The organism is Paenibacillus sp. LC231, from assembly GCF_001860525.1.
In the GTDB taxonomy this organism is placed as follows: domain Bacteria; phylum Bacillota; class Bacilli; order Paenibacillales; family Paenibacillaceae; genus Paenibacillus_AQ.
In genome coordinates this window covers 20874-40909 of sequence record NZ_JFOM01000023.1, presented here as the reverse complement: position 1 = coordinate 40909, position 20036 = coordinate 20874, and the positions used below count along the sequence as shown (strand labels likewise).

23 protein-coding genes are annotated in these 20036 nt (G+C 47.4%); all 23 read left to right on the top strand.

Features of this window, described 5'->3' with window-relative positions; translation table 11 throughout:
- Nucleotides 1-202 precede the first annotated feature (202 nt).
- The 23 genes from rpoB (at nucleotide 203) to rpsH (ending at nucleotide 20021) form a co-directional block, all read left to right on the top strand.
- Nucleotides 203-3748 carry a DNA-directed RNA polymerase subunit beta gene (rpoB, locus tag AK95_RS16515; protein WP_071221023.1) on the top strand — a complete coding sequence of 1182 codons (3546 nt, stop codon included), beginning with the start codon at nucleotides 203-205 and terminating at the stop codon, nucleotides 3746-3748.
- A gap of 93 nt (nucleotides 3749-3841) precedes the next feature.
- Nucleotides 3842-7456: a DNA-directed RNA polymerase subunit beta' gene (rpoC, locus tag AK95_RS16510; protein ID WP_071221022.1), complete on the top strand. Its 3615-nt coding sequence runs from the start codon at nucleotides 3842-3844 to the stop codon at nucleotides 7454-7456.
- A gap of 171 nt (nucleotides 7457-7627) precedes the next feature.
- Entirely contained in the window at nucleotides 7628-7879 is a 252-nt protein-coding gene (locus AK95_RS16505) for a ribosomal L7Ae/L30e/S12e/Gadd45 family protein (protein ID WP_015737626.1), read from the top strand.
- 140 nt (nucleotides 7880-8019) lie between these two features.
- Nucleotides 8020-8439 carry a 30S ribosomal protein S12 gene (gene rpsL, locus AK95_RS16500; RefSeq protein WP_006212930.1) on the top strand — a complete coding sequence of 140 codons (420 nt, stop codon included), beginning with the start codon at nucleotides 8020-8022 and terminating at the stop codon, nucleotides 8437-8439.
- A gap of 53 nt (nucleotides 8440-8492) precedes the next feature.
- Nucleotides 8493-8963: a 30S ribosomal protein S7 gene (rpsG, locus tag AK95_RS16495; protein ID WP_006212929.1), complete on the top strand. Its 471-nt coding sequence runs from the start codon at nucleotides 8493-8495 to the stop codon at nucleotides 8961-8963.
- Between the two features lie 48 nt (nucleotides 8964-9011).
- Nucleotides 9012-11093, top strand: coding sequence for an elongation factor G (fusA, locus tag AK95_RS16490; protein WP_071221021.1), 2082 nt, complete (start codon nucleotides 9012-9014; stop codon nucleotides 11091-11093).
- A 95-nt stretch (nucleotides 11094-11188) separates the two neighbouring features.
- Nucleotides 11189-12379 (top strand): elongation factor Tu, encoded by a 1191-nt coding sequence (tuf, locus tag AK95_RS16485; RefSeq protein WP_071221020.1) that lies wholly within the window; start codon nucleotides 11189-11191, stop codon nucleotides 12377-12379.
- Nucleotides 12380-12839: 460 nt separating this feature from the next.
- A complete protein-coding gene (gene rpsJ / locus AK95_RS16480; protein WP_009589214.1) occupies nucleotides 12840-13148 on the top strand; it encodes a 30S ribosomal protein S10 in 309 nt (102 codons plus the stop codon).
- 41 nt (nucleotides 13149-13189) lie between these two features.
- Entirely contained in the window at nucleotides 13190-13813 is a 624-nt protein-coding gene (gene rplC / locus AK95_RS16475; RefSeq protein ID WP_009589211.1) for a 50S ribosomal protein L3, read from the top strand.
- 26 nt (nucleotides 13814-13839) lie between these two features.
- A complete protein-coding gene (gene rplD, locus AK95_RS16470; RefSeq protein WP_071221019.1) occupies nucleotides 13840-14463 on the top strand; it encodes a 50S ribosomal protein L4 in 624 nt (207 codons plus the stop codon).
- Nucleotides 14463-14756 (top strand): 50S ribosomal protein L23, encoded by a 294-nt coding sequence (gene rplW / locus AK95_RS16465; RefSeq protein ID WP_006212919.1) that lies wholly within the window; start codon nucleotides 14463-14465, stop codon nucleotides 14754-14756. The genes rplD and rplW overlap by 1 nt, the downstream gene beginning before the upstream one ends.
- A 29-nt stretch (nucleotides 14757-14785) precedes the next feature.
- On the top strand, nucleotides 14786-15616 hold the full coding sequence (gene rplB, locus AK95_RS16460) for a 50S ribosomal protein L2 (RefSeq protein ID WP_006212918.1): 831 nt from the start codon (nucleotides 14786-14788) through the stop codon (nucleotides 15614-15616).
- 71 nt (nucleotides 15617-15687) lie between these two features.
- The gene (gene rpsS, locus AK95_RS16455; RefSeq protein ID WP_006212917.1) at nucleotides 15688-15963 is read left to right on the top strand and encodes a 30S ribosomal protein S19; all 276 of its coding nucleotides are present in this window, start codon (nucleotides 15688-15690) and stop codon (nucleotides 15961-15963) included.
- A gap of 36 nt (nucleotides 15964-15999) precedes the next feature.
- Nucleotides 16000-16332 carry a 50S ribosomal protein L22 gene (gene rplV / locus AK95_RS16450; RefSeq protein WP_015737624.1) on the top strand — a complete coding sequence of 111 codons (333 nt, stop codon included), beginning with the start codon at nucleotides 16000-16002 and terminating at the stop codon, nucleotides 16330-16332.
- Nucleotides 16333-16345: 13 nt separating this feature from the next.
- A complete protein-coding gene (gene rpsC, locus AK95_RS16445) occupies nucleotides 16346-17011 on the top strand; it encodes a 30S ribosomal protein S3 (RefSeq protein ID WP_006212915.1) in 666 nt (221 codons plus the stop codon).
- Between the two features lie 2 nt (nucleotides 17012-17013).
- Nucleotides 17014-17448 carry a 50S ribosomal protein L16 gene (rplP, locus tag AK95_RS16440; protein WP_009589221.1) on the top strand — a complete coding sequence of 145 codons (435 nt, stop codon included), beginning with the start codon at nucleotides 17014-17016 and terminating at the stop codon, nucleotides 17446-17448.
- Nucleotides 17438-17635 (top strand): 50S ribosomal protein L29, encoded by a 198-nt coding sequence (rpmC, locus tag AK95_RS16435; RefSeq protein WP_007132561.1) that lies wholly within the window; start codon nucleotides 17438-17440, stop codon nucleotides 17633-17635. The genes rplP and rpmC overlap by 11 nt, the downstream gene beginning before the upstream one ends.
- Before the next feature lie 45 nt (nucleotides 17636-17680).
- Nucleotides 17681-17947 carry a 30S ribosomal protein S17 gene (rpsQ, locus tag AK95_RS16430; RefSeq protein ID WP_009589223.1) on the top strand — a complete coding sequence of 89 codons (267 nt, stop codon included), beginning with the start codon at nucleotides 17681-17683 and terminating at the stop codon, nucleotides 17945-17947.
- Nucleotides 17948-17983: 36 nt separating this feature from the next.
- Nucleotides 17984-18352, top strand: coding sequence for a 50S ribosomal protein L14 (rplN, locus tag AK95_RS16425; protein WP_006212911.1), 369 nt, complete (start codon nucleotides 17984-17986; stop codon nucleotides 18350-18352).
- Between the two features lie 77 nt (nucleotides 18353-18429).
- Nucleotides 18430-18786: a 50S ribosomal protein L24 gene (gene rplX, locus AK95_RS16420; RefSeq protein WP_006212910.1), complete on the top strand. Its 357-nt coding sequence runs from the start codon at nucleotides 18430-18432 to the stop codon at nucleotides 18784-18786.
- Nucleotides 18787-18814: 28 nt separating this feature from the next.
- Complete coding sequence (rplE, locus tag AK95_RS16415; protein WP_007132558.1) at nucleotides 18815-19357, top strand: 50S ribosomal protein L5; 543 nt, start codon at nucleotides 18815-18817, stop codon at nucleotides 19355-19357.
- A 46-nt stretch (nucleotides 19358-19403) separates the two neighbouring features.
- Nucleotides 19404-19589: a type Z 30S ribosomal protein S14 gene (locus AK95_RS33490; RefSeq protein WP_074961883.1), complete on the top strand. Its 186-nt coding sequence runs from the start codon at nucleotides 19404-19406 to the stop codon at nucleotides 19587-19589.
- A gap of 33 nt (nucleotides 19590-19622) precedes the next feature.
- Nucleotides 19623-20021: a 30S ribosomal protein S8 gene (rpsH, locus tag AK95_RS16410; protein WP_006212908.1), complete on the top strand. Its 399-nt coding sequence runs from the start codon at nucleotides 19623-19625 to the stop codon at nucleotides 20019-20021.
- Nucleotides 20022-20036: the final 15 nt, after the last annotated feature.

Genomic DNA, 20036 nt, shown 5'->3' with positions numbered 1-20036 from the left:
ATAATATGTACATTTTGGGCAAATCTACAGGATATGAGATGATTATCATAACCATGGATAAGCTGCTCTTTTTTCGAAAAGGTATTCGATAAGGGCTTTTCTCTATTTATGGGAGTGTCCTCTGTATGTTCCATTATAGTGTTACAAACAGAGGTTCGCAATGAAATTTTTAAAGTGAGTAGACATGAGGGGTGAGTTTAAGTTGGCAGGACATCTTGTTCAATATGGTCGACGCACTCGGCGAAGTTATGCTCGTATTAACGAGGTACTCGAAGTTCCGAACCTGATTGAAATCCAACAAAAATCTTATGAATGGTTTTTGGAGGAAGGACTCCGCGAAATGTTCCAGGACATCTCGCCGATTCAGGATTTCACAGGTAATTTGGTGCTAGAGTTCATTGACTACAGCCTTGGAGAACCGAAATACACCGTCGATGACGCGAAAGAACGCGACGTTACTTATGCGGCGCCGCTCCGCGTGAAAGTCCGGCTCATTAACAAGGAGACCGGAGAGGTCAAGGAGCAGGAAGTGTTCATGGGAGACTTCCCGTTAATGACGGAAACCGGAACATTCATTATCAATGGTGCCGAACGGGTTATTGTCAGCCAGTTGGTTCGCTCTCCCAGCGTCTATTTCAGCACAAAAGTGGATAAAAACGGTAAGACGACGTACACTGCAACAGTTATCCCTAACCGCGGCGCTTGGCTTGAACTGGAGATGGACGCGAAGGATATTATCTATGTCCGGATCGACCGTACCCGTAAAATCCCTGTAACGGTACTTTTACGTGCACTTGGTTTTGGTACAGATGCCGAGATTCTGGATCTTCTGGGCAATGATGAATATATTCAAAATACGCTGGATAAAGACAACACCGACTCTACGGAAAAAGCGCTCATCGAAATCTATGAACGTCTTCGTCCGGGCGAGCCGCCAACACTGGAGAATGCGAAGAGCCTTCTCGTTGCCCGTTTCTTCGATCCGAAGCGTTATGATTTGGCTAACGTTGGTCGCTACAAGATCAACAAGAAGCTTCATATTAAGAACCGTCTCTTTAATCAGCGTTTGGCAGAGAGTTTGATAGACATCGATACGGGTGAGATCATTGCAGAAGCTGGTCAAACCGTAGACCGCCGTCTTTTGGACGAGATCATGCCTTACCTTGAGAAGAGCGTAGGCTTCAAGAATTATCATGTTACCGGCGGTGTGATGGACAGCGAGGATATCCCGCTGCAAACGATCGATGTATTCTCTCCGATTGAGGATGCCAAAGTCGTGAAGGTCATCGCGAACGCAAACATTGATAAATCGGTGAAGCATATTACACAGGCAGATATCATTTCTTCCATCAGCTATTTCATCAACCTGCTGCATGGGATTGGCAATACGGATGATATTGACCACCTGGGTAACCGTCGTCTGCGTTCCGTAGGCGAATTGCTTCAAAATCAGTTCCGTATCGGTTTGTCCCGGATGGAACGTGTCGTTCGTGAAAGAATGTCGATTCAGGATGCAAACGTGATTACGCCGCAGGCGCTTATCAACATACGTCCGGTTATCGCATCGATTAAAGAGTTCTTCGGCAGCTCCCAGCTGTCCCAGTTCATGGATCAGACCAACCCGCTTGCGGAACTGACGCATAAACGTCGTCTGTCTGCTCTCGGACCCGGCGGTTTGACTCGTGAGCGTGCGGGCTTTGAAGTGCGGGACGTTCACCACAGTCACTATGGCCGTATGTGTCCGATCGAGACCCCGGAGGGACCGAACATCGGTCTGATCAACTCCTTGTCGACGTTTGCGCGCATCAACGAATATGGCTTCATTGAAGCTCCGTATCGTTGGGTGGATCCGAAGACCGGTAAAGTAACGGACCAAATCGATTACCTGACTGCAGACGAAGAGGATAACTACATCGTTGCCCAGGCGAACGCCGAGCTCAACGAAGATGGTACCTTCGCTGACGAAATGGTTATCGTCCGTTATAACAAGCAGTCCGATAACATCCTTCCTATGCCGAGCGACCGTGTAGACTACATGGACGTATCGCCTAAGCAGGTCGTGTCGGTAGCGACGGCGCTCATTCCGTTCCTTGAGAACGATGACTCCAACCGCGCGCTGATGGGATCCAACATGCAGCGGCAGGCTGTTCCGCTTCTTATTCCTAAAGCTCCGCTCGTCGGAACCGGAATGGAACACAAGTCTGCGAAAGACTCCGGTGTATGTATTGTATCCAAACATGACGGGATTATTGAACGTTCATCCGCTAATGAAATCTGGGTCCGCCGTGTGGAAAATGTCGACGGACAAGAAGTCAAAGGCGATCTTATTAAACATAAATTACACAAATTTATGCGCTCGAACCAAGGAACATGCATCAATCAGCGTCCAATCGTTAAACGCGGCGATGTCATCAAAAAAGGCGACATTCTCGCAGACGGTCCATCCACGGAGATGGGCGAATTGGCACTGGGCCGCAACGTCGTTGTTGCGTTCATGACTTGGGAAGGTTACAACTACGAGGATGCGATTCTTCTCTCCGAGAAACTGGTCAAAGAGGATGTGTACACTTCGATTCATATCGAGGAGTACGAATCCGAAGCTCGTGACACGAAGCTCGGACCGGAAGAAATTACGCGTGATATTCCTAACGTAGGTGAAGAAGCGCTGAAGAACCTTGACGAGCGTGGAATTATCCGCATCGGTGCCGAAATCAGCGCCGGAGATATTCTCGTAGGTAAGGTAACGCCTAAGGGTGTAACCGAGCTGACGGCTGAAGAGCGTCTCCTGCATGCGATCTTCGGTGAGAAGGCTCGCGAAGTGCGCGATACCTCGCTGCGCGTTCCTCACGGTAGTGACGGAATCATCGTAGACGTGAAGGTGTTTACACGTGAGAACGGCGACGAATTGCCGCCGGGCGTTAACCAACTGGTTCGCGTTTACATCGCACAGAAACGTAAAATCTCCGAAGGTGACAAAATGGCCGGACGTCACGGTAACAAAGGTGTCGTTGCCCGTATTTTGCCTGAAGAAGATATGCCGTTCCTGCCAGATGGCACGCCGGTTCAAGTTGTGTTGAACCCTCTAGGGGTTCCATCACGGATGAACATCGGTCAGGTGCTCGAGGTTCACTTGGGTATGGCTGCGCTCCAGCTCGGCATTCACGTGGCTTCACCGGTATTTGACGGTGCAAGCGAGTATGACGTGTTTGATACGATGGAAGAAGCAGGCATGCAGCGCAATGGTAAGACCGTATTGTACGACGGACGGACGGGTGAACGTTTTGAACGTGAAGTTACCGTCGGCGTCATGCACATGATCAAGCTCGCGCACATGGTTGATGATAAAATTCACGCCCGTTCTACGGGACCATACTCTCTCGTTACGCAGCAGCCGCTGGGTGGTAAAGCTCAGTTCGGTGGACAGCGCTTCGGTGAGATGGAAGTGTGGGCACTTGAAGCTTACGGTGCTGCTTATACGCTGCAAGAAATTCTTACCGTCAAGTCGGATGACGTGGTCGGCCGGGTGAAAACCTACGAATCCATCGTCAAAGGCGAGAACGTTCCGGAACCGGGTGTTCCTGAATCGTTCAAGGTATTGATTAAAGAGCTTCAGTCTCTCGGTATGGATGTCAAAATCCTGAGCGAGAATGAAGAGGAAATCGAGATGAAAGAACTCGATGACGAAGACGATGCTCAAGGTGATAAACTGAGCCTTAACTTGGAAGGCACTGAAGTCGGAGTGGAATAACGGTCAATCATTCACCCCCGTCGGCTTATAAGTCGGCGGTGGTGTTATGGTCGTATAGCACATAAATAGGACTAGGTTGAGGAGGGTTGCTCCTTGTTGGACGTTAACAATTTTGAGTACATGAAAATCGGTCTTGCTTCACCGGAAAAAATTCGCTCTTGGTCTCGCGGAGAGGTGAAGAAGCCGGAAACGATTAACTACCGTACATTGAAGCCGGAGAAAGAAGGCTTGTTCTGTGAGCGGATTTTTGGTCCGCAGAAGGACTGGGAATGTCATTGCGGTAAGTATAAGCGTGTCCGTTATAAAGGAGTAGTCTGCGATCGCTGTGGCGTTGAAGTAACACGCGCTAAAGTCCGTCGTGAACGGATGGGTCATATCGAACTTGCGGCTCCTGTATCGCATATTTGGTATTTCAAAGGCATTCCAAGCCGTATGGGTCTGGCTCTGGATATGTCCCCACGATCTCTGGAGGAGATCATTTACTTCGCATCTTATGTTGTAACCGATCCGGGAGATACACCGCTGGAGAAGAAGCAACTGTTGTCCGAGAAGGAATATCGCAGCTACCGTGAGAAGTACGGTTACGGATTCCAAGCAGGCATGGGTGCTGAAGCGGTTAAGAAACTTCTTCAAGACATCGACATTGACAAAGAGCTTGAGTTCCTTAAGGAAGAATTGCGCACTGCACAGGGTCAGCGCCGCAACCGGGCCATCAAACGCCTGGAAGTAATTGAGGCGTTCCGTAACTCCGGCAACAATCCGGAGTGGATGATCATGGATGTGCTGCCGGTCATTCCGCCGGAGCTTCGCCCGATGGTTCAACTTGATGGTGGACGCTTTGCGACCTCCGACTTGAACGATCTGTACCGTCGTGTTATTAACCGGAACAACCGTCTGAAAAGACTGCTGGATCTCGGCGCGCCGGATATTATCGTTCAGAACGAGAAGCGCATGCTGCAGGAAGCTGTCGATGCACTGATCGATAACGGCCGCCGCGGTCGTCCGGTCACAGGTCCTGGTAACCGTCCGCTTAAATCCCTCAGCCACATGCTGAAAGGTAAACAAGGACGTTTCCGTCAGAACTTGCTCGGTAAACGGGTTGACTATTCCGGTCGTTCCGTTATCGTTGTAGGTCCTTACCTGAAAATGTATCAATGCGGTCTGCCTAAGAAAATGGCGCTTGAGCTCTTCAAGCCGTTTGTTATGAAAGAACTGGTCAACAAAGGCCTTGCACATAATATCAAGAGTGCGAAGCGCAAAGTAGAACGTGTAAGTCCAGAAGTATGGGATGTGCTCGAAGAGGTTATTAAAGAGCATCCGGTTCTTCTGAACCGTGCACCGACGCTTCACAGACTCGGTATTCAAGCATTTGAACCGATTCTGGTTGAGGGCCATGCGATCCGTCTTCACCCGCTCGTATGTACAGCGTATAACGCTGACTTTGACGGTGACCAAATGGCGGTTCACGTTCCTTTGTCAGCTGAAGCTCAAGCTGAAGCACGTCTTTTGATGCTGGCATCGGGTAACATTTTGAACCCGAAAGACGGTAAACCGGTTGTTACGCCTTCTCAGGATATGGTACTGGGTTCCTTCTATCTGACTATGGATAACAAGGAAGAAAAAGGTACCGGCATGATTCTGGGCAGCGTGAACGAAGCGGTTTCCGCTTATCAGCGTGAAGCAGCTGGTCTGCATGCACGCGTAGCGATTCCGGTGAAAGCTCTTGGCAAAACCAGCTTCACGGAAAAACAGCAGGATGCGATTTTGATTACGACGATCGGCCGGATTATCTTTAACGAGATTTTCCCTGCCAGCTTCCCGTACATCAATGAAGCGACTCGTACGAACCTGCTGCAAGGCACGCCTGAGAAGTATTTCGTGTACGAGAAGGGTGCAGATATTCAAAAAGTGATTCAGGAACTGCCAATCAGCGGTGCTGTTGGTAAGGAATATCTGGGTTCCATCATTGCACGCTGCTTCGAAACGTACCATACAACGGAGACCTCTGTGATTTTGGATAAAATCAAGCAGCTCGGTTTCACCTATTCCACACGTGCAGGCGTAACGGTTGCGGTATCCGACGTTATCGTACCTGACGAGAAAAATGAAATTCTGAAAGAGTCCGACGAGAAGGTTAAAGTGGTAACGAACCAATATCGCCGCGGCTTGATTACGAATGAAGAACGTTATGATCGTGTTATCGATATCTGGTCTAAGACCAAGGATGATATCACGGATGTACTCATGAAATCGATGGACCGCTTTAACTCCATCATGCTCATGGTAGATTCCAAAGCACGGGGTAACAAATCGCAGATCACTCAGCTTGGCGGTATGCGGGGTCTGATGGCCAACCCGTCGGGTCGTATCATCGAACTCCCAATCAAATCGAACTTCCGTGAAGGACTGACGGTACTCGAGTACTTCCTGTCCACGCACGGTGCGCGTAAAGGTCTTGCCGATACGGCGCTTCGTACCGCTGACTCCGGTTACTTGACTCGTCGACTTGTTGACGTAGCCCAGGATGTTATCGTTCGCGAAGATGAGTGCAGCACGGATAAAGGCTTTACCGTTAGCCGTATTCAGGACGGTAAAGAAGTTATCGAGGATCTCTACGACCGTATTGAGGGACGTTATGCATTTGAAACTGTCCGTCATCCGGAAACGAAAGAGATTATCGTGAACCGTAACGAATTGATTGACTCCGACAAAGCTGAGGAAATCGTAGCAGCTGGCGTTGAGAAGCTTCAAATTCGTTCCATCTTGAGCTGCCGTGCACGTTATGGCGTCTGCAAAAAATGTTACGGCCGTAACCTGGCTACTGGTAAGCATGTTGAGATTGGTGAAGCGGTTGGTATTATCGCAGCTCAATCCATCGGCGAACCGGGAACACAGCTCACGATGCGTACGTTCCACACAGGCGGCGTTGCCGGCGATGATATTACACAAGGTCTTCCGCGTATCCAGGAGCTCTTTGAAGCCCGTAATCCTAAAGGTCAAGCGACCATTAGTGAGATCGACGGCGTGGTTAAAGAGATCCGCGAAACGAAGGACCGTCGTGAAATCGAAGTACAAGGTGAAGCTGAGACTAAGGTTTACGCTGTTACCTATGGCTCCCGTCTGCGCGTAAGCGAAGGCAAGCAAATTGAAGCCGGGGATGAACTGACCGATGGTTCCATTGATCCGAAGGAAATGCTTCGTATCAAAGGTATCCGCGGCGTGCAGAACTACATCCTTCAGGAAGTTCAACGCGTATACCGTAACCAAGGCGTGGAAATTAACGATAAACACGTTGAAGTTATGATCAGACAGATGCTGCGTAAATTCCGTATCGTTGATGCGGGAGATACGAACCTGCTGCCAGGCTCCTTCGTGGATATGCATGAATACGAGACAGCGAATAAAGACGCTATTCTCTCCGGAAAAGAACCAGCGGTTGCTAAACCGGTTCTCCTCGGGATTACAAAAGCATCTCTCGAAACGGATTCGTTCTTGTCAGCAGCCTCCTTCCAGGAGACGACTCGCGTGTTGACTGACGCTGCCATTAAAGGCAAAGTCGATCAGCTGCTTGGTCTGAAAGAGAATGTTATCATTGGTAAACTGATCCCTGCAGGTACCGGTATGAACCGTTATCGCAGCGTGAAGTTCGAGGGACAAAACGATGTGAATGACGAAAGTCAGGAACTCGAAACAGCTTCTATAGATTAAGAAACAGTCAGGTGATGAGGAGATTTCCGTATCTTAAGATGCGGAAGACCTCCTCGTCCCAAAGTTTCTTTTTTCCTGATTTAATAGCTTGACATCGATTAGGGCAGATGCTAATATAGCAAAGGTGCGTGAATAGTTTCTTTGTTCCCTGTTCTTTTGGAGGAATGACTTGTGTCTAATGATAAAGGATTACAGGATGCACACATCAAGATTGGCACCAAACAAACGATGAAGGCCGTTGAATCCGGTTTGGCTACAGAGGTATATGTGGCTGAAGATTGCGACCAACGTTTGATTTCAAAAGTCGTATCCGAGTGTGATAAGAATGGCGTGCATATCAATTATGTACCCACGATGATAGAGCTTGGAGAAGCATGCGGTATTGAAGTTGGTGCAGCTATGGTAGCTGTCTTGAAATCATGATTTGAGAAATCGTTTTTGTTGGAGAAGACGTTACTTCTCTCGGCAAAAACTTTTCATTTGTTCTTTTATGAACCGCCTGGGTCTGTGGACTTAAACGGGGTTTGTAATCGAATGATAAATACGGGAAGGGGGTGGCTAGCATGCCAACAATTAACCAACTGGTTCGCAAGGGCCGTCAAGCTAAAGTTTACAAATCGAAATCTCCAGCTCTTCAAAAAGGTTTTAACGCTTTGAAACGTGAGGAGACCGACTTGAGCGCTCCGCAAAAACGCGGTGTATGCACTCGTGTAGGCACAATGACGCCGAAAAAACCGAACTCCGCACTTCGTAAATATGCTCGTGTTCGCTTGACGAACCGCATTGAGGTGACGGCTTACATTCCGGGTATCGGACATAACTTGCAAGAGCACAGTGTTGTATTGGTTCGCGGTGGACGGGTAAAAGACCTTCCGGGTGTACGTTACCATATCGTTCGCGGCGCACTTGATACCGCTGGTGTAAACAACCGGATGCAAGCTCGTTCCAAATACGGCACGAAGCGTCCTAAAGCAAAAAGCTAATTGATGCTCATGTTTTCGTAATATGACTCATGACTGAAGAAAGGGGGATATCCATGCCACGCAAAGGTCCAGTAACTAAAAGAGACGTGCTGCCAGATCCAGTGTATAACAGCAAGCTGGTGACTCGTCTGATCAACCGCATCATGTTGGATGGTAAAAGAGGTGTTGCTCAAAGCATCCTTTACAATTCGTTCAACATCATCAAGGAACGTACTGGTAATGATCCGATGGAAGTGTTTGAAGCAGCTATCAAGAACATCATGCCAGTATTGGAAGTTAAAGCTCGTCGTGTCGGCGGTGCTAACTACCAGGTTCCGATCGAAGTTAAACCAGAGAGACGTACATCCCTTGGATTACGTTGGCTCGTAAACTACTCCCGCAACCGCGGCGAGAAAACCATGGAAGAGCGTTTGGCGGCTGAGATCATCGATGCTTCCAACAACACAGGCGCTTCCGTTAAGAAACGCGAAGATACACACAAAATGGCTGAAGCGAACAAAGCGTTTGCTCACTACCGTTGGTAGGATTCAGCAACTAATTAATACTTCTAATTTTGAAGGGAGACTATTCGCATGGCGACAAGAGAGTTCTCCTTGAAAAATACACGTAATATCGGGATCATGGCGCATATTGACGCTGGTAAAACGACCACTACAGAGCGGATTTTGTTCTATACAGGCCGTACGCACAAAATCGGGGAAGTTCACGAGGGTGCAGCTACAATGGACTGGATGGAGCAGGAGCAGGAGCGCGGTATCACGATTACATCCGCTGCGACTACCGCTTCTTGGAAGGGTCATCGCGTTAATATTATCGACACCCCGGGGCACGTTGACTTCACAGTAGAAGTTGAACGTTCCCTTCGTGTATTGGATGGGGCAGTAGGTGTATTCAGTGCGAAAGAGGGCGTTGAACCTCAGTCGGAGACTGTTTGGAGACAAGCAGACCGTTATGGAGTTCCGCGGATCGCATACGTAAACAAAATGGATATTATCGGTGCCGACTACTTGAACGTAGTTAAAGATATGAGAGAGCGTCTGCAAGCGAATGCGGTAGCGATTCAGCTTCCAATCGGTGCAGAGAATGATTTCATTGGCATCATCGATATTATCGAGGAAAAAGCTTTTATGTATAAGGATGACCTCGGTCAAAATATCGAAGAAACCGAAATTCCAGCAGAATTCAAGGATCAAGTGGAAGAGCTTCGCAACGAGCTTGTTGAGAAGGTAGCAGAACTTGATGAAGACTTGACAATGAAATATCTTGAAGGTGAAGAAATCACCATTGCTGAGTTGAAAGCTGCTCTGCGTAAAGGTGTTGTCGAAGTTAAGATCTTCCCGGTTATCTGTGGTTCTTCTTACCGTAACAAAGGCGTTCAGCTGATGCTTGATGCCGTAATCGATTATTTGCCGGCTCCAACTGACGTTCCAGACATCAAGGGTACCCTTGAAGATGGAACTGAAGCTATCCGTCATTCCTCCGATGAAGAGCCGTTCTCGGCTTTGGCATTCAAAATCGCTACAGACCCTTATGTTGGTAAGCTGACTTTCTTCCGCGTATACTCCGGTGTACTGCAATCCGGCTCTTACGTACTGAATGCAACGAAAGGTAAGCGCGAGCGCATCGGTCGTATCCTTCAAATGCATGCGAACAGCCGTCAAGAAATTTCCGAAGTATTCGCCGGAGATATCGCAGCTGCCGTAGGTTTGAAAGATACGGGTACAGGTGATACACTATGTGATGAGAAAAATCCGGTTATCCTGGAGTCCATGAACTTCCCTGATCCGGTTATCGAAATCGCAGTAGAACCTAAGACAAAAGCTGACCAAGATAAAATGGGTGTGGCTCTCGGTAAGTTGACGGAAGAGGATCCAACTCTTCGTGCACATACTGATGAAGAAACAGGCCAAACGATCCTGGCAGGTATGGGTGAGCTTCACTTGGACATCATCATCGACCGTATGCGTCGTGAGTTCAAGGTAGAAACTAACGTGGGTAAACCACAAGTAGCTTACCGCGAAACATTCCGTGCTCCAGCTCGCGTTGAAGGTAAATTCGTTCGTCAGTCCGGTGGTCGTGGACAATACGGTCATGTATGGGTTGAGTTCGAACCTCTGGAACCAGGTAGCGGTAACCAATTCGAGAGCAAAGTTGTCGGTGGTTCGGTACCAAGAGAATATATTGGTCCAGCACAACAAGGTATTGAAGAGCAAATGAAGAACGGTGTACTCGCCGGCTTCCCGCTTGTTGACGTGAAAGCAACAATCGTCGACGGTTCTTACCATGATGTTGACTCCAATGAAATGGCGTTTAAAATCGCCGGTTCCATGGCTCTGAAAGCAGCTAAAGACAAGTGTAAGCCTGTCCTGCTTGAGCCAATCATGAAAGTTGAAGTTACCGTGCCTGAGGAATACATGGGCGACGTAATGGGTATGCTGAACTCCCGCCGTGGACGTATCGAAGGTATGGACTCCCGTGGTGGTACTCAAATTATCCGTGCGAAAGTACCTCTTTCCGAAATGTTCGGTTACTCCACTACCCTTCGCTCCGGTACACAAGGACGCGGTGTGTTCTCCATGGAACTCTCCCACTACGAAGAAGTTCCTAAGAATATCTCCGATGAAATTGTGTCCAAGATCAAAGGCGGAGAGTAATAACGTTTTACCTGCTGGATAGGAGGCGGGATCAACATCCCGTTAACTCCGCTTCCGGCCTAACATATATATCCCCTTAAGGAGGAATTGTTCAAATGGCAAAGGCTAAATACGAACGTACGAAACCCCATGTTAACATCGGTACTATCGGTCACGTTGACCATGGTAAAACAACTTTGACTGCTGCAATCACAACTGTATTGTCCAAAACTTACGGTGGTGCTGCTGTAGCATTCGACCAAATCGACAAAGCTCCAGAAGAGCGCGAGCGCGGTATCACAATCTCCACTGCTCACGTTGAATACGAAACTGATACTCGTCACTATGCACACGTTGACTGCCCAGGTCACGCTGACTATGTTAAAAACATGATCACTGGTGCTGCTCAAATGGACGGAGCTATCCTGGTTGTATCCGCAGCTGACGGCCCAATGCCGCAAACTCGCGAGCACATCCTGTTGTCCCGCCAAGTAGGCGTTCCTTACATCGTTGTATTCTTGAACAAATGCGACATGGTTGAAGACGAAGAGCTCCTGGAATTGGTTGAAATGGAAGTTCGCGACCTTCTGAGCGAGTATGACTTCCCAGGCGACGACACTCCGATCACTCGTGGTTCCGCTCGTGAAGCTCTGCAAAACCCAGATGGCGAATGGGCACAAAAAATCGTTGAAATGTTCAAAACAATCGACGAGTACATCCCATTGCCAGAGCGCGACACTGACAAGCCTTTCTTGATGCCTGTCGAGGACGTATTCTCCATCACTGGTCGTGGTACCGTTGCTACAGGTCGTGTAGAGCGTGGTACGATCAAAGTTGGTGACGAGATCGAAATCGTTGGTATCGCTGAAGAAACTAAGAAATCCGTTGTTACGGGCGTAGAAATGTTCCGTAAATTGCTGGATTCCGCTCAAGCTGGTGACAACATCGGCGCATTGCTTCGTGGTGTTGAACGTACTCAAATCGAGCGCGGTCAAGTACTTGCTAAGCCCGCTTCTGTTAAGCCACACACTGAGTTCACAGCTCAAGTATACGTACTGAGCAAAGAAGAAGGCGGACGTCATAAGCCTTTCTTCACTGGCTATCGTCCACAGTTCTACTTCCGTACAACGGACGTAACTGGTGTGATCAACTTGCCAGAAGGTTCCGAAATGGTTATGCCTGGTGATAACATCACAGTAACGGTTAACCTGATTAACCCAATCGCGATTGAAGAAGGAACTAAGTTCTCCATTCGTGAAGGCGGCCGTACCGTAGGTGCTGGTTCCGTTGCTAGCATCATTAAGTAATTAAGGCTTACGAACAGCCTTGAATATAGCAACAGTGTATTGTAACGAGTAACAATGTGTTGTCCTGATAAAAGAGTCTGGTCCTTTGGATCAGGCTCTTTTCCTTTTTGAGGTCAGTCCGAGTAACCCGATTACAATATCCAAATGGATGTTAGCTACTTAGATTCGGAACAATCTATTATATAGAAGAGATAACTCGGTACAATATGATATGCTGAAGCGACGGAATCTATTAACCAAGTCCTGCAACTTTCGGTTAATGATGCAAATGCATATTAATTATGAATTAGTGCTTGCAATACGCCTATCTTTTATATATAATAGTGAATGTTGTTCTGCGACGTTGCGATGATGCGAGAGGTTACCGACACACCCGGCCCCTTTGCCATGAGGCAGGTGGTTGGAAAATTTTCGCGGAGTATGTCCGATACCAAATTGGGCGATAGAAGGAGGGAATAAAATGGCAAAGCAAAAAATTCGTATTCGCTTGAAAGCATACGACCACAGAGTTCTTGATCAATCCGCTGAGAAAATTGTTGAGACAGCAAAACGTTCGGGTGCTGGTGTATCCGGTCCGATCCCGCTGCCAACTGAGAAACAAGTAATTACCATTCTCCGTGCGGTGCACAAGTATAAGGATTCTCGGGAACAGTTCGAAATGCGTACACATAAACGCTTGATCGACATCGTGAACCCGACTCCACAAACTGTGGATGCCTTGATGCGCTTGGACCTGCCGTCCGGTGTAGATATCGAAATCAAACTGTAAGCATTGCATAATGAATTAGAGAAGAGAAAAGAGGTGTCAACATGAAAGGTATCTTAGGTAGAAAGCTCGGAATGACTCAAGTGTTTACCCCTGAGGGTGTTGTAATTCCTGTAACGGTTATCGAAGCAGGTCCTTGTGTTGTTCTTCAAAAGAAAGATCTGGAAAACGACGGATACGAAGCGATTCAAGTCGGTTTCTCTGATAAGAAAGAGAACAGATCTAACAAACCAGAAGCAGGCCATGCGAAAAAAGCAAACACTGCGCCTAAGCGCTACGTTCGCGAAATTCGCGGTGTTGACCTCGCGAGTGTCGAGGTTGGACAAGAGCTGAAGGCTGATGTCTTCGCAGAAGGCGAATTTGTTGACGTAACGGGTATTTCCAAAGGTAAAGGTTTCCAAGGTGTAATCAAGCGTTGGGGCCAAAGCCGCGGACCAATGTCTCACGGTTCCCGTTATCACCGTAGACCAGGTTCCATGGGTTCGATCCAGGCAAACCGTGTTCCTAAAGGAAAGCGTCTGCCAGGTCACATGGGCAATGAGACAGTTACGATTCAAAAGCTCGAAGTTGTTAAAGTCGATGCAGAGCGTAACGTAATCCTTGTAAAAGGCTCCATTCCTGGACCTAAAAAAGGTTTCGTTCAAATCAAAGAAACGGTGAAGAAATAATCGCCTAAAGAAAGGAGGAACAAACAATGCCTAAAGTAGCACTTTATAATGTCAGCGGTAGCCAAGTTGGCGAAGTAGAATTGAATGAAGCTGTATTCGGCATCGAGCCGAACGCACACGTACTGCACAGCGCAGTATTGCTGCAGCGCGCTTCCCTTCGTCGTGGTACCCACAAAGTAAAAGGACGTTCTGAAGTACGCGGCGGCGGACGTAAGCCTTGGAAACAAAAAGGTACCGGCCGTGCTCGTCAAGGTTCGATCCGTTCTCCACAATGGAAAGGCGGCGGCGTGGTATTTGGACCAACTCCGCGCAGCTACACATTTAAACTTCCTAAGAAAGTCCGTCGTTTGGCTATCAAATCCGCATTGTCTTCCAAAGTGATTGACAACGCGATTATCGTATTGGATCAATTGACGCTGAATGCGCCGAAAACGAAAGAGTTTGCTAACATTCTTAGCAACCTGAAAGTAGGCCGTAAAGCTCTGATCGTTGCTCCAAGCTATGATGATAATGTAGCCCTTTCCGCTCGTAATATTCCTGGTGTGAAATTCGTAGCGGCTGACGGCATTAATGTTCTTGACGTACTGTCGTACGATCAACTGATCATTACGAAGGAAGCAGTTCAGAAGGTAGAGGAGGTGCTCGCGTAATGAAAGACCCACGCGATATAATCAAGCGCCCGGTGATCACGGAACGTACGGCTGACTACATGGCAGAGCTGAAATATGCTTTTGAAGTGGATATCCGTGCTAACAAGACCGAGATCAAGCAAGCTGTCGAATCTATTTTTAAAGTTAAAGTATCGAACGTGAATACGATGCGTGTTCCTGCTAAACCAAAGCGTTATGGCCGTTATTCCGGTTACACAACCGAATGGAAAAAGGCAATCGTGACTTTGGCTCCAGACAGCAAACCGCTCGAGTTCTTTGAATCGGTTGAATAAGAATTTCTTAAGTAAGGAGGGAAAATTCAGTGCCTATTAAAAAGTATAAACCGACATCCCCGGCTCGACGCAACATGTCCGTGTCGACTTTCGAAGAAATCACCACGAATCAGCCGGAAAAATCGCTCTTGGCTCCGCTGAGCAAAACAGCTGGCCGTAACAACCAAGGTAAAATTACGGTTCGTCACCATGGCGGCGGACATAAGCGTAAATACCGTATCATTGACTTCAAACGGAATAAAGACGGCATTCCAGGTCGCGTTGCTACAATCGAATACGACCCGAACCGTACTTCCAACATCGCTCTGATTCACTATGTAGATGGTGAAAAGCGTTATATCATCGCTCCTAAAGGTCTGAAAGTTGGAGACCAAGTAGTATCTGGAGTAGGTGCTGACATCAAGATCGGTAACGCACTTCCACTGGAAAACATTCCGGTAGGTACCGTTATCCATAACATCGAGTTGAAACCAGGTAAAGGCGGACAATTGGTTCGTGCTGCTGGTACAGAAGCTCAGCTTCTCGGTAAAGAAGATAAGTACGTAACTGTTCGTCTTTCTTCCGGTGAAGTTCGTCGCATCCTGAAAGTTTGCCGTGCAACTATCGGTTCTGTGGGTAACCAAGACCATGAGTTGATCAAAATCGGTAAAGCGGGTCGTAGCCGCTGGCTTGGACAACGTCCTGAAGTACGTGGTGTCGTCATGAACCCTAACGATCACCCTCACGGTGGTGGTGAAGGCCGCGCTCCAATCGGACGTAAATCGCCTATGTCTCCATGGGGTAAACCAACCCTTGGTTACAAAACACGTAAAAAAGGTAAAGCTTCTGACAAATATATCGTTCGCCGCCGCACGAAGTAATGCGCGATTGTGCATAACTTCGTGACAGGCTCGAAGGTAACGAGACAATTTGGTGAAGGGAGGATTTCAATATGAGCCGTAGTTTGAAAAAAGGACCTTTTATTGACGGATATCTGCTCAAAAAAGTGGAGGACATGAACGCCGCAAGCAAAAAGGCTGTGATCAAAACCTGGTCCCGCCGCTCCACTATTTTCCCGCAATTTATCGGTCACACGTTCGGAGTATACGATGGCCGTAAACATGTACCTGTATATGTAACAGAGGACATGGTAGGACACAAGTTGGGTGAGTTCGCTCCAACTCGTACTTACAAAGGTCATGAAGATGATAAGAAAACAAGAAGATAATTAATGAAGCTCTTTGTTTGAGAGGAGGTTAAACATATGGAAGCAAAAGCACATGCTAGATCGATTCGTATTGCTCCTCGTAAAGCTCAACTCGTTGTTGACTTGATCCGCGGTAAGCAAGTCGGCGAAGCGATCGCTATTCTTCGTCACACTCCGAAAGCTGCATCTCCGGTTGTTGAGAAGCTTTTGAACTCGGCTATCGCTAACGCTGAGCATAACTACTCTTTGGATGTAACTAAATTGGTTGTGACGCAAGCTTATGTCAACCAGGGACCGACTATGAAACGTTTCCGCCCGCGTGCGATGGGACGTGCAAGCCGGATCAATAAACGCACCAGCCACATTACTTTGGTGGTAGCTGAAAAATAAGGAGGGAAAACGTGTGGGCCAAAAGGTAAATCCAGTAGGACTCCGTATCGGTATTATCCGTGATTGGGAATCCAAATGGTATGCAGGCAAAGACTTCGGTGATCTTTTGCTGGAAGACGTGAAAATCCGTGAATACCTGAAAAATAAATTGAAAGACTCCGCTGTATCCCGTATCGAAATCGAGAGAGCGGCTAATCGTGTGAACGTGACGATCCACACTGCGAAGCCAGGTATGGTTATCGGTAAAGGTGGTTCCGAAGTAGAAGTACTGCGCGGACAAGTGACTAAAATTGCCGGCGGCAAAAAAGTTCACATCAACATTTCTGAAATCAAAAACCCTGAACTGGACGCTATTCTTGTTGCTGAAAGCATTGCACAACAGCTGGAACGTCGTGTATCTTTCCGTCGTGCACTGAAACAAGCGATTCAAAGAACTATGCGCTCTGGAGCTAAAGGGATTAAAACATCGGTCAGCGGACGTCTTGGCGGAGCCGAGATTGCTCGTACGGAAGGCTACAGTGAAGGAACTGTTCCACTTCATACGCTTCGTGCAGACATCGACTATGGTACAGCAGAAGCGCATACGACTTACGGCCGTATCGGCGTGAAAGTATGGATCTATCGTGGAGAGGTTCTTCCTACGGCTAAGAAACAAGCTGCTCAGGAAGGAGGCAACTAATCATGTTGGTACCAAAACGTGTAAAACACCGCAAACAACAGCGCGGCCATATGAGAGGTCAAGCTAAAGGCGGTACTGAACTGAACTTCGGCGAATTCGGTCTGCAAGCTACAGAACCAGGCTGGATCACGAACCGTCAGATCGAGGCTGCTCGTATCGCGATGACTCGTTACATTCGTCGTGGCGGTAAAGTATGGATTAAGATTTTCCCAGATAAGCCGATTACTCAAAAGCCTCTCGAAGTGCGGATGGGTAGCGGTAAAGGTAACGTTGAGAAATGGGTTGCCGTTGTAAAACCAGGCAAGATCATGTTTGAACTTGGAGGCGTGTCCGAGGAAATCGCCCGCGAAGCGATGCGTCTCGCCGCTCACAAGCTGCCTGTTAAAACGAAGTTTGTGAAACGAGAAGAAGTGGGTGGTGAAGCAAATGAAAGCTAATGAACTGCGCAACTTAACCACTGCAGAAATCGAGCAAAAAATCGCCGGATTTAAAGAGGAACTCTTTAACCTCCGTTTTCAATTGGCCACAGGCCAGCTTGACAACCCGACTCGGATCCGTGACGTTCGCAAAGAAATAGCTCGTGCTAAAACCGTTATCCGTGAAAGAGAACTTGGGATTAGTTAATGAAACAGAAACTCGCTGTTCTGTATTCAGGAAGGAGGCTAACAAATGAGCGAAGAACGCAATGCTCGTAAAGTGCAAATTGGTAAAGTTGTCAGCGATAAAATGGATAAAACCATTGTTGTAGCTGTTGAAACTTATAAGAAGCATGACTTGTATCACAAACGCATTAAATACACGAAAAAATTTAAAGCGCATGATGAGAACAATCAAGCTCAAATCGGAGATACCGTTAAAATCATGGAAACTCGTCCGCTCTCCAAAGACAAGCGCTGGAGATTGGTAGAAGTGGTTGAAAAAGCGGTTATCATCTAAGATATGATCAGTTTTTGATGGAAGGAGGAAATTTAAATGATTCAACCATTTACACGTTTAGCTGTTGCTGACAACTCCGGTGCGAAGGAACTGATGTGTATCCGCGTATTGGGTGGTACTGGTCGTCGTACAGCTCAAATCGGTGATTTGATCGTATGTTCCGTCAAACAAGCAACACCAGGCGGCGTTGTCAAAAAGGGTGATGTAGTAAGAGCGGTAGTCGTTCGTACGAAACGTTCTGTACGTCGTAAAGACGGATCTTACATCTCATTTGACGAGAATGCAGCTGTTGTTGTTAAAGACGACAGAAGCCCACGCGGAACTCGTATTTTCGGACCAGTTGCTCGCGAACTTCGCGAAAGAGACTACATGAAAATCGTTTCCTTGGCTCCGGAAGTAATCTAATAACACCCCAAAAAGTGACGTAACTTTTCGGGAACCCGATAAATAGTTGAACTGGCTAGTCATAGGAGGTGTAACGAATGCCTAAAGTGAAAAAAGTTCTGGAATCCCATAGCAACAAACTGCACGTGAAAAAAGATGATACAGTTATCGTCATCAGCGGTAAAGACAAAGGCAAAAAAGGCCGTGTCATCGCAGCGTACCCTCGTGAAAATCGTGTTTTGGTTGAAGGTGTGAACATGATTAAGAAGCACCAGAAGCCAAACCAAATGAACCCACAAGGCGGTATCATCGAGAAGGAAGCTCCGATCCATGTATCGAACGTTATGCACGTTGATCCGAAGAGCGGAAAAGTAACCCGTATCGGTTACAAAGTATTGGACAACGGTAAAAAAGTTCGCGTAGCAAAAAGATCCGGAGAAGTTATCGATAAATAAGACGGTTTAGAAAGGAGGTCCTTGAATCATGGCAGCAAGAATGAAAGAACGTTTTTTGAACGAAGTAACTCCTGCTCTGATGCAGAAGTTTAGCTATAAGACAGTAATGCAAGTACCAAAAATCGAGAAGGTTGTCATCAACATGGGTGTAGGTGACGCTGTAGCTAACTCGAAGGTGCTTGATTCCGCTGTGAACGACATGCAGCTGATTGCTGGTCAAAAACCGGTTATCACCCGTGCGAAGAAATCCATCGCGGGATTCAAACTGCGTGAGAACATGCCTATCGGTGTGAAGGTAACACTGCGCGGTGAGCGTATGTACTACTTCCTCGACAAGCTGTTCAACGTTACACTTCCACGTGTACGTGACTTTCAAGGCGTGTCCACCAAAGCATTTGACGGACGCGGTAACTATACGCTCGGTCTGAAAGAGCAACTCATTTTCCCTGAAATTGAGTATGACAAAGTGGATAAAGTTCGCGGTATGGATATCGTTATCGTAACGACTGCCAAAACCGACGAAGAATCCCGTGAACTGCTTGCTCAACTGGGCATGCCTTTCGCGAAATAAGACGGTTGTCCTTTTCTCCGAAACTATTTAGGAGGTGTCAGGCTAAGTGGCAAAAACTTCGATGAAAGTTAAACAACAACGTACACCGAAATACAAAGTACGGGCATATACCCGTTGTGAACGTTGTGGTCGCCCACATTCGGTACTGCAGAAGTTTAAAATTTGCAGAATTTGTTTCCGTGAATTAGCTTATAAAGGCCAGATTCCTGGCGTGAAAAAAGCAAGCTGGTAAGAAGTTTATAAACGGGAAGGAGGTTTATCCTACATGACTATGTCCGATCCAATTGCAGATATGCTAACTCGTATTCGTAACGCGAACACGGTTCGCCACGAAACAGTAGAAATGCCTGCTTCGACGATTAAAAAACAAATCGCTGACATTTTGAAGCGTGAAGGCTTCATCCGTGATGCAGAGTTTGTGGAAGACAATAAACAAGGGATCATTCGTGTATTCCTGAAATATGGTTCCAACAACGAGCGTGTAATCACAGGTCTGAAAAGAATCAGCAAACCAGGTCTTCGCGTTTACACGAAGAGCAACGAAGTACCTCGCGTACTTGGTGGTTTGGGTATTGCGATCATCTCCACGTCTAAGGGAGTTATGACCGACAAAGAAGCTCGTCAATCCAAAGCTGGCGGAGAAGTTCTCTGCTACGTATGGTAATCAACGTCACAAGAT

Bases quoted from the DNA above. Each gene is read 5' to 3' on its own strand.
- rpsL (WP_006212930.1), top strand. From the start codon at position 8,020: ATGCCAACAATTAACCAACTGGTTCGCAAGGGCCGTCAAGCTAAAGTT.
- rpsG (WP_006212929.1), top strand. From the start codon at position 8,493: ATGCCACGCAAAGGTCCAGTAACTAAAAGAGACGTGCTGCCAGATCCA.
- fusA (WP_071221021.1), top strand. From the start codon at position 9,012: ATGGCGACAAGAGAGTTCTCCTTGAAAAATACACGTAATATCGGGATC.
- tuf (WP_071221020.1), top strand. From the start codon at position 11,189: ATGGCAAAGGCTAAATACGAACGTACGAAACCCCATGTTAACATCGGT.
- rpsJ (WP_009589214.1), top strand. From the start codon at position 12,840: ATGGCAAAGCAAAAAATTCGTATTCGCTTGAAAGCATACGACCACAGA.
- rplC (WP_009589211.1), top strand. From the start codon at position 13,190: ATGAAAGGTATCTTAGGTAGAAAGCTCGGAATGACTCAAGTGTTTACC.
- rplD (WP_071221019.1), top strand. From the start codon at position 13,840: ATGCCTAAAGTAGCACTTTATAATGTCAGCGGTAGCCAAGTTGGCGAA.
- rplW (WP_006212919.1), top strand. From the start codon at position 14,463: ATGAAAGACCCACGCGATATAATCAAGCGCCCGGTGATCACGGAACGT.
- rpsS (WP_006212917.1), top strand. From the start codon at position 15,688: ATGAGCCGTAGTTTGAAAAAAGGACCTTTTATTGACGGATATCTGCTC.
- rplV (WP_015737624.1), top strand. From the start codon at position 16,000: ATGGAAGCAAAAGCACATGCTAGATCGATTCGTATTGCTCCTCGTAAA.
- rplP (WP_009589221.1), top strand. From the start codon at position 17,014: ATGTTGGTACCAAAACGTGTAAAACACCGCAAACAACAGCGCGGCCAT.
- rpmC (WP_007132561.1), top strand. From the start codon at position 17,438: ATGAAAGCTAATGAACTGCGCAACTTAACCACTGCAGAAATCGAGCAA.
- rpsQ (WP_009589223.1), top strand. From the start codon at position 17,681: ATGAGCGAAGAACGCAATGCTCGTAAAGTGCAAATTGGTAAAGTTGTC.
- rplN (WP_006212911.1), top strand. From the start codon at position 17,984: ATGATTCAACCATTTACACGTTTAGCTGTTGCTGACAACTCCGGTGCG.
- rplX (WP_006212910.1), top strand. From the start codon at position 18,430: ATGCCTAAAGTGAAAAAAGTTCTGGAATCCCATAGCAACAAACTGCAC.
- rplE (WP_007132558.1), top strand. From the start codon at position 18,815: ATGGCAGCAAGAATGAAAGAACGTTTTTTGAACGAAGTAACTCCTGCT.
- rpsH (WP_006212908.1), top strand. From the start codon at position 19,623: ATGACTATGTCCGATCCAATTGCAGATATGCTAACTCGTATTCGTAAC.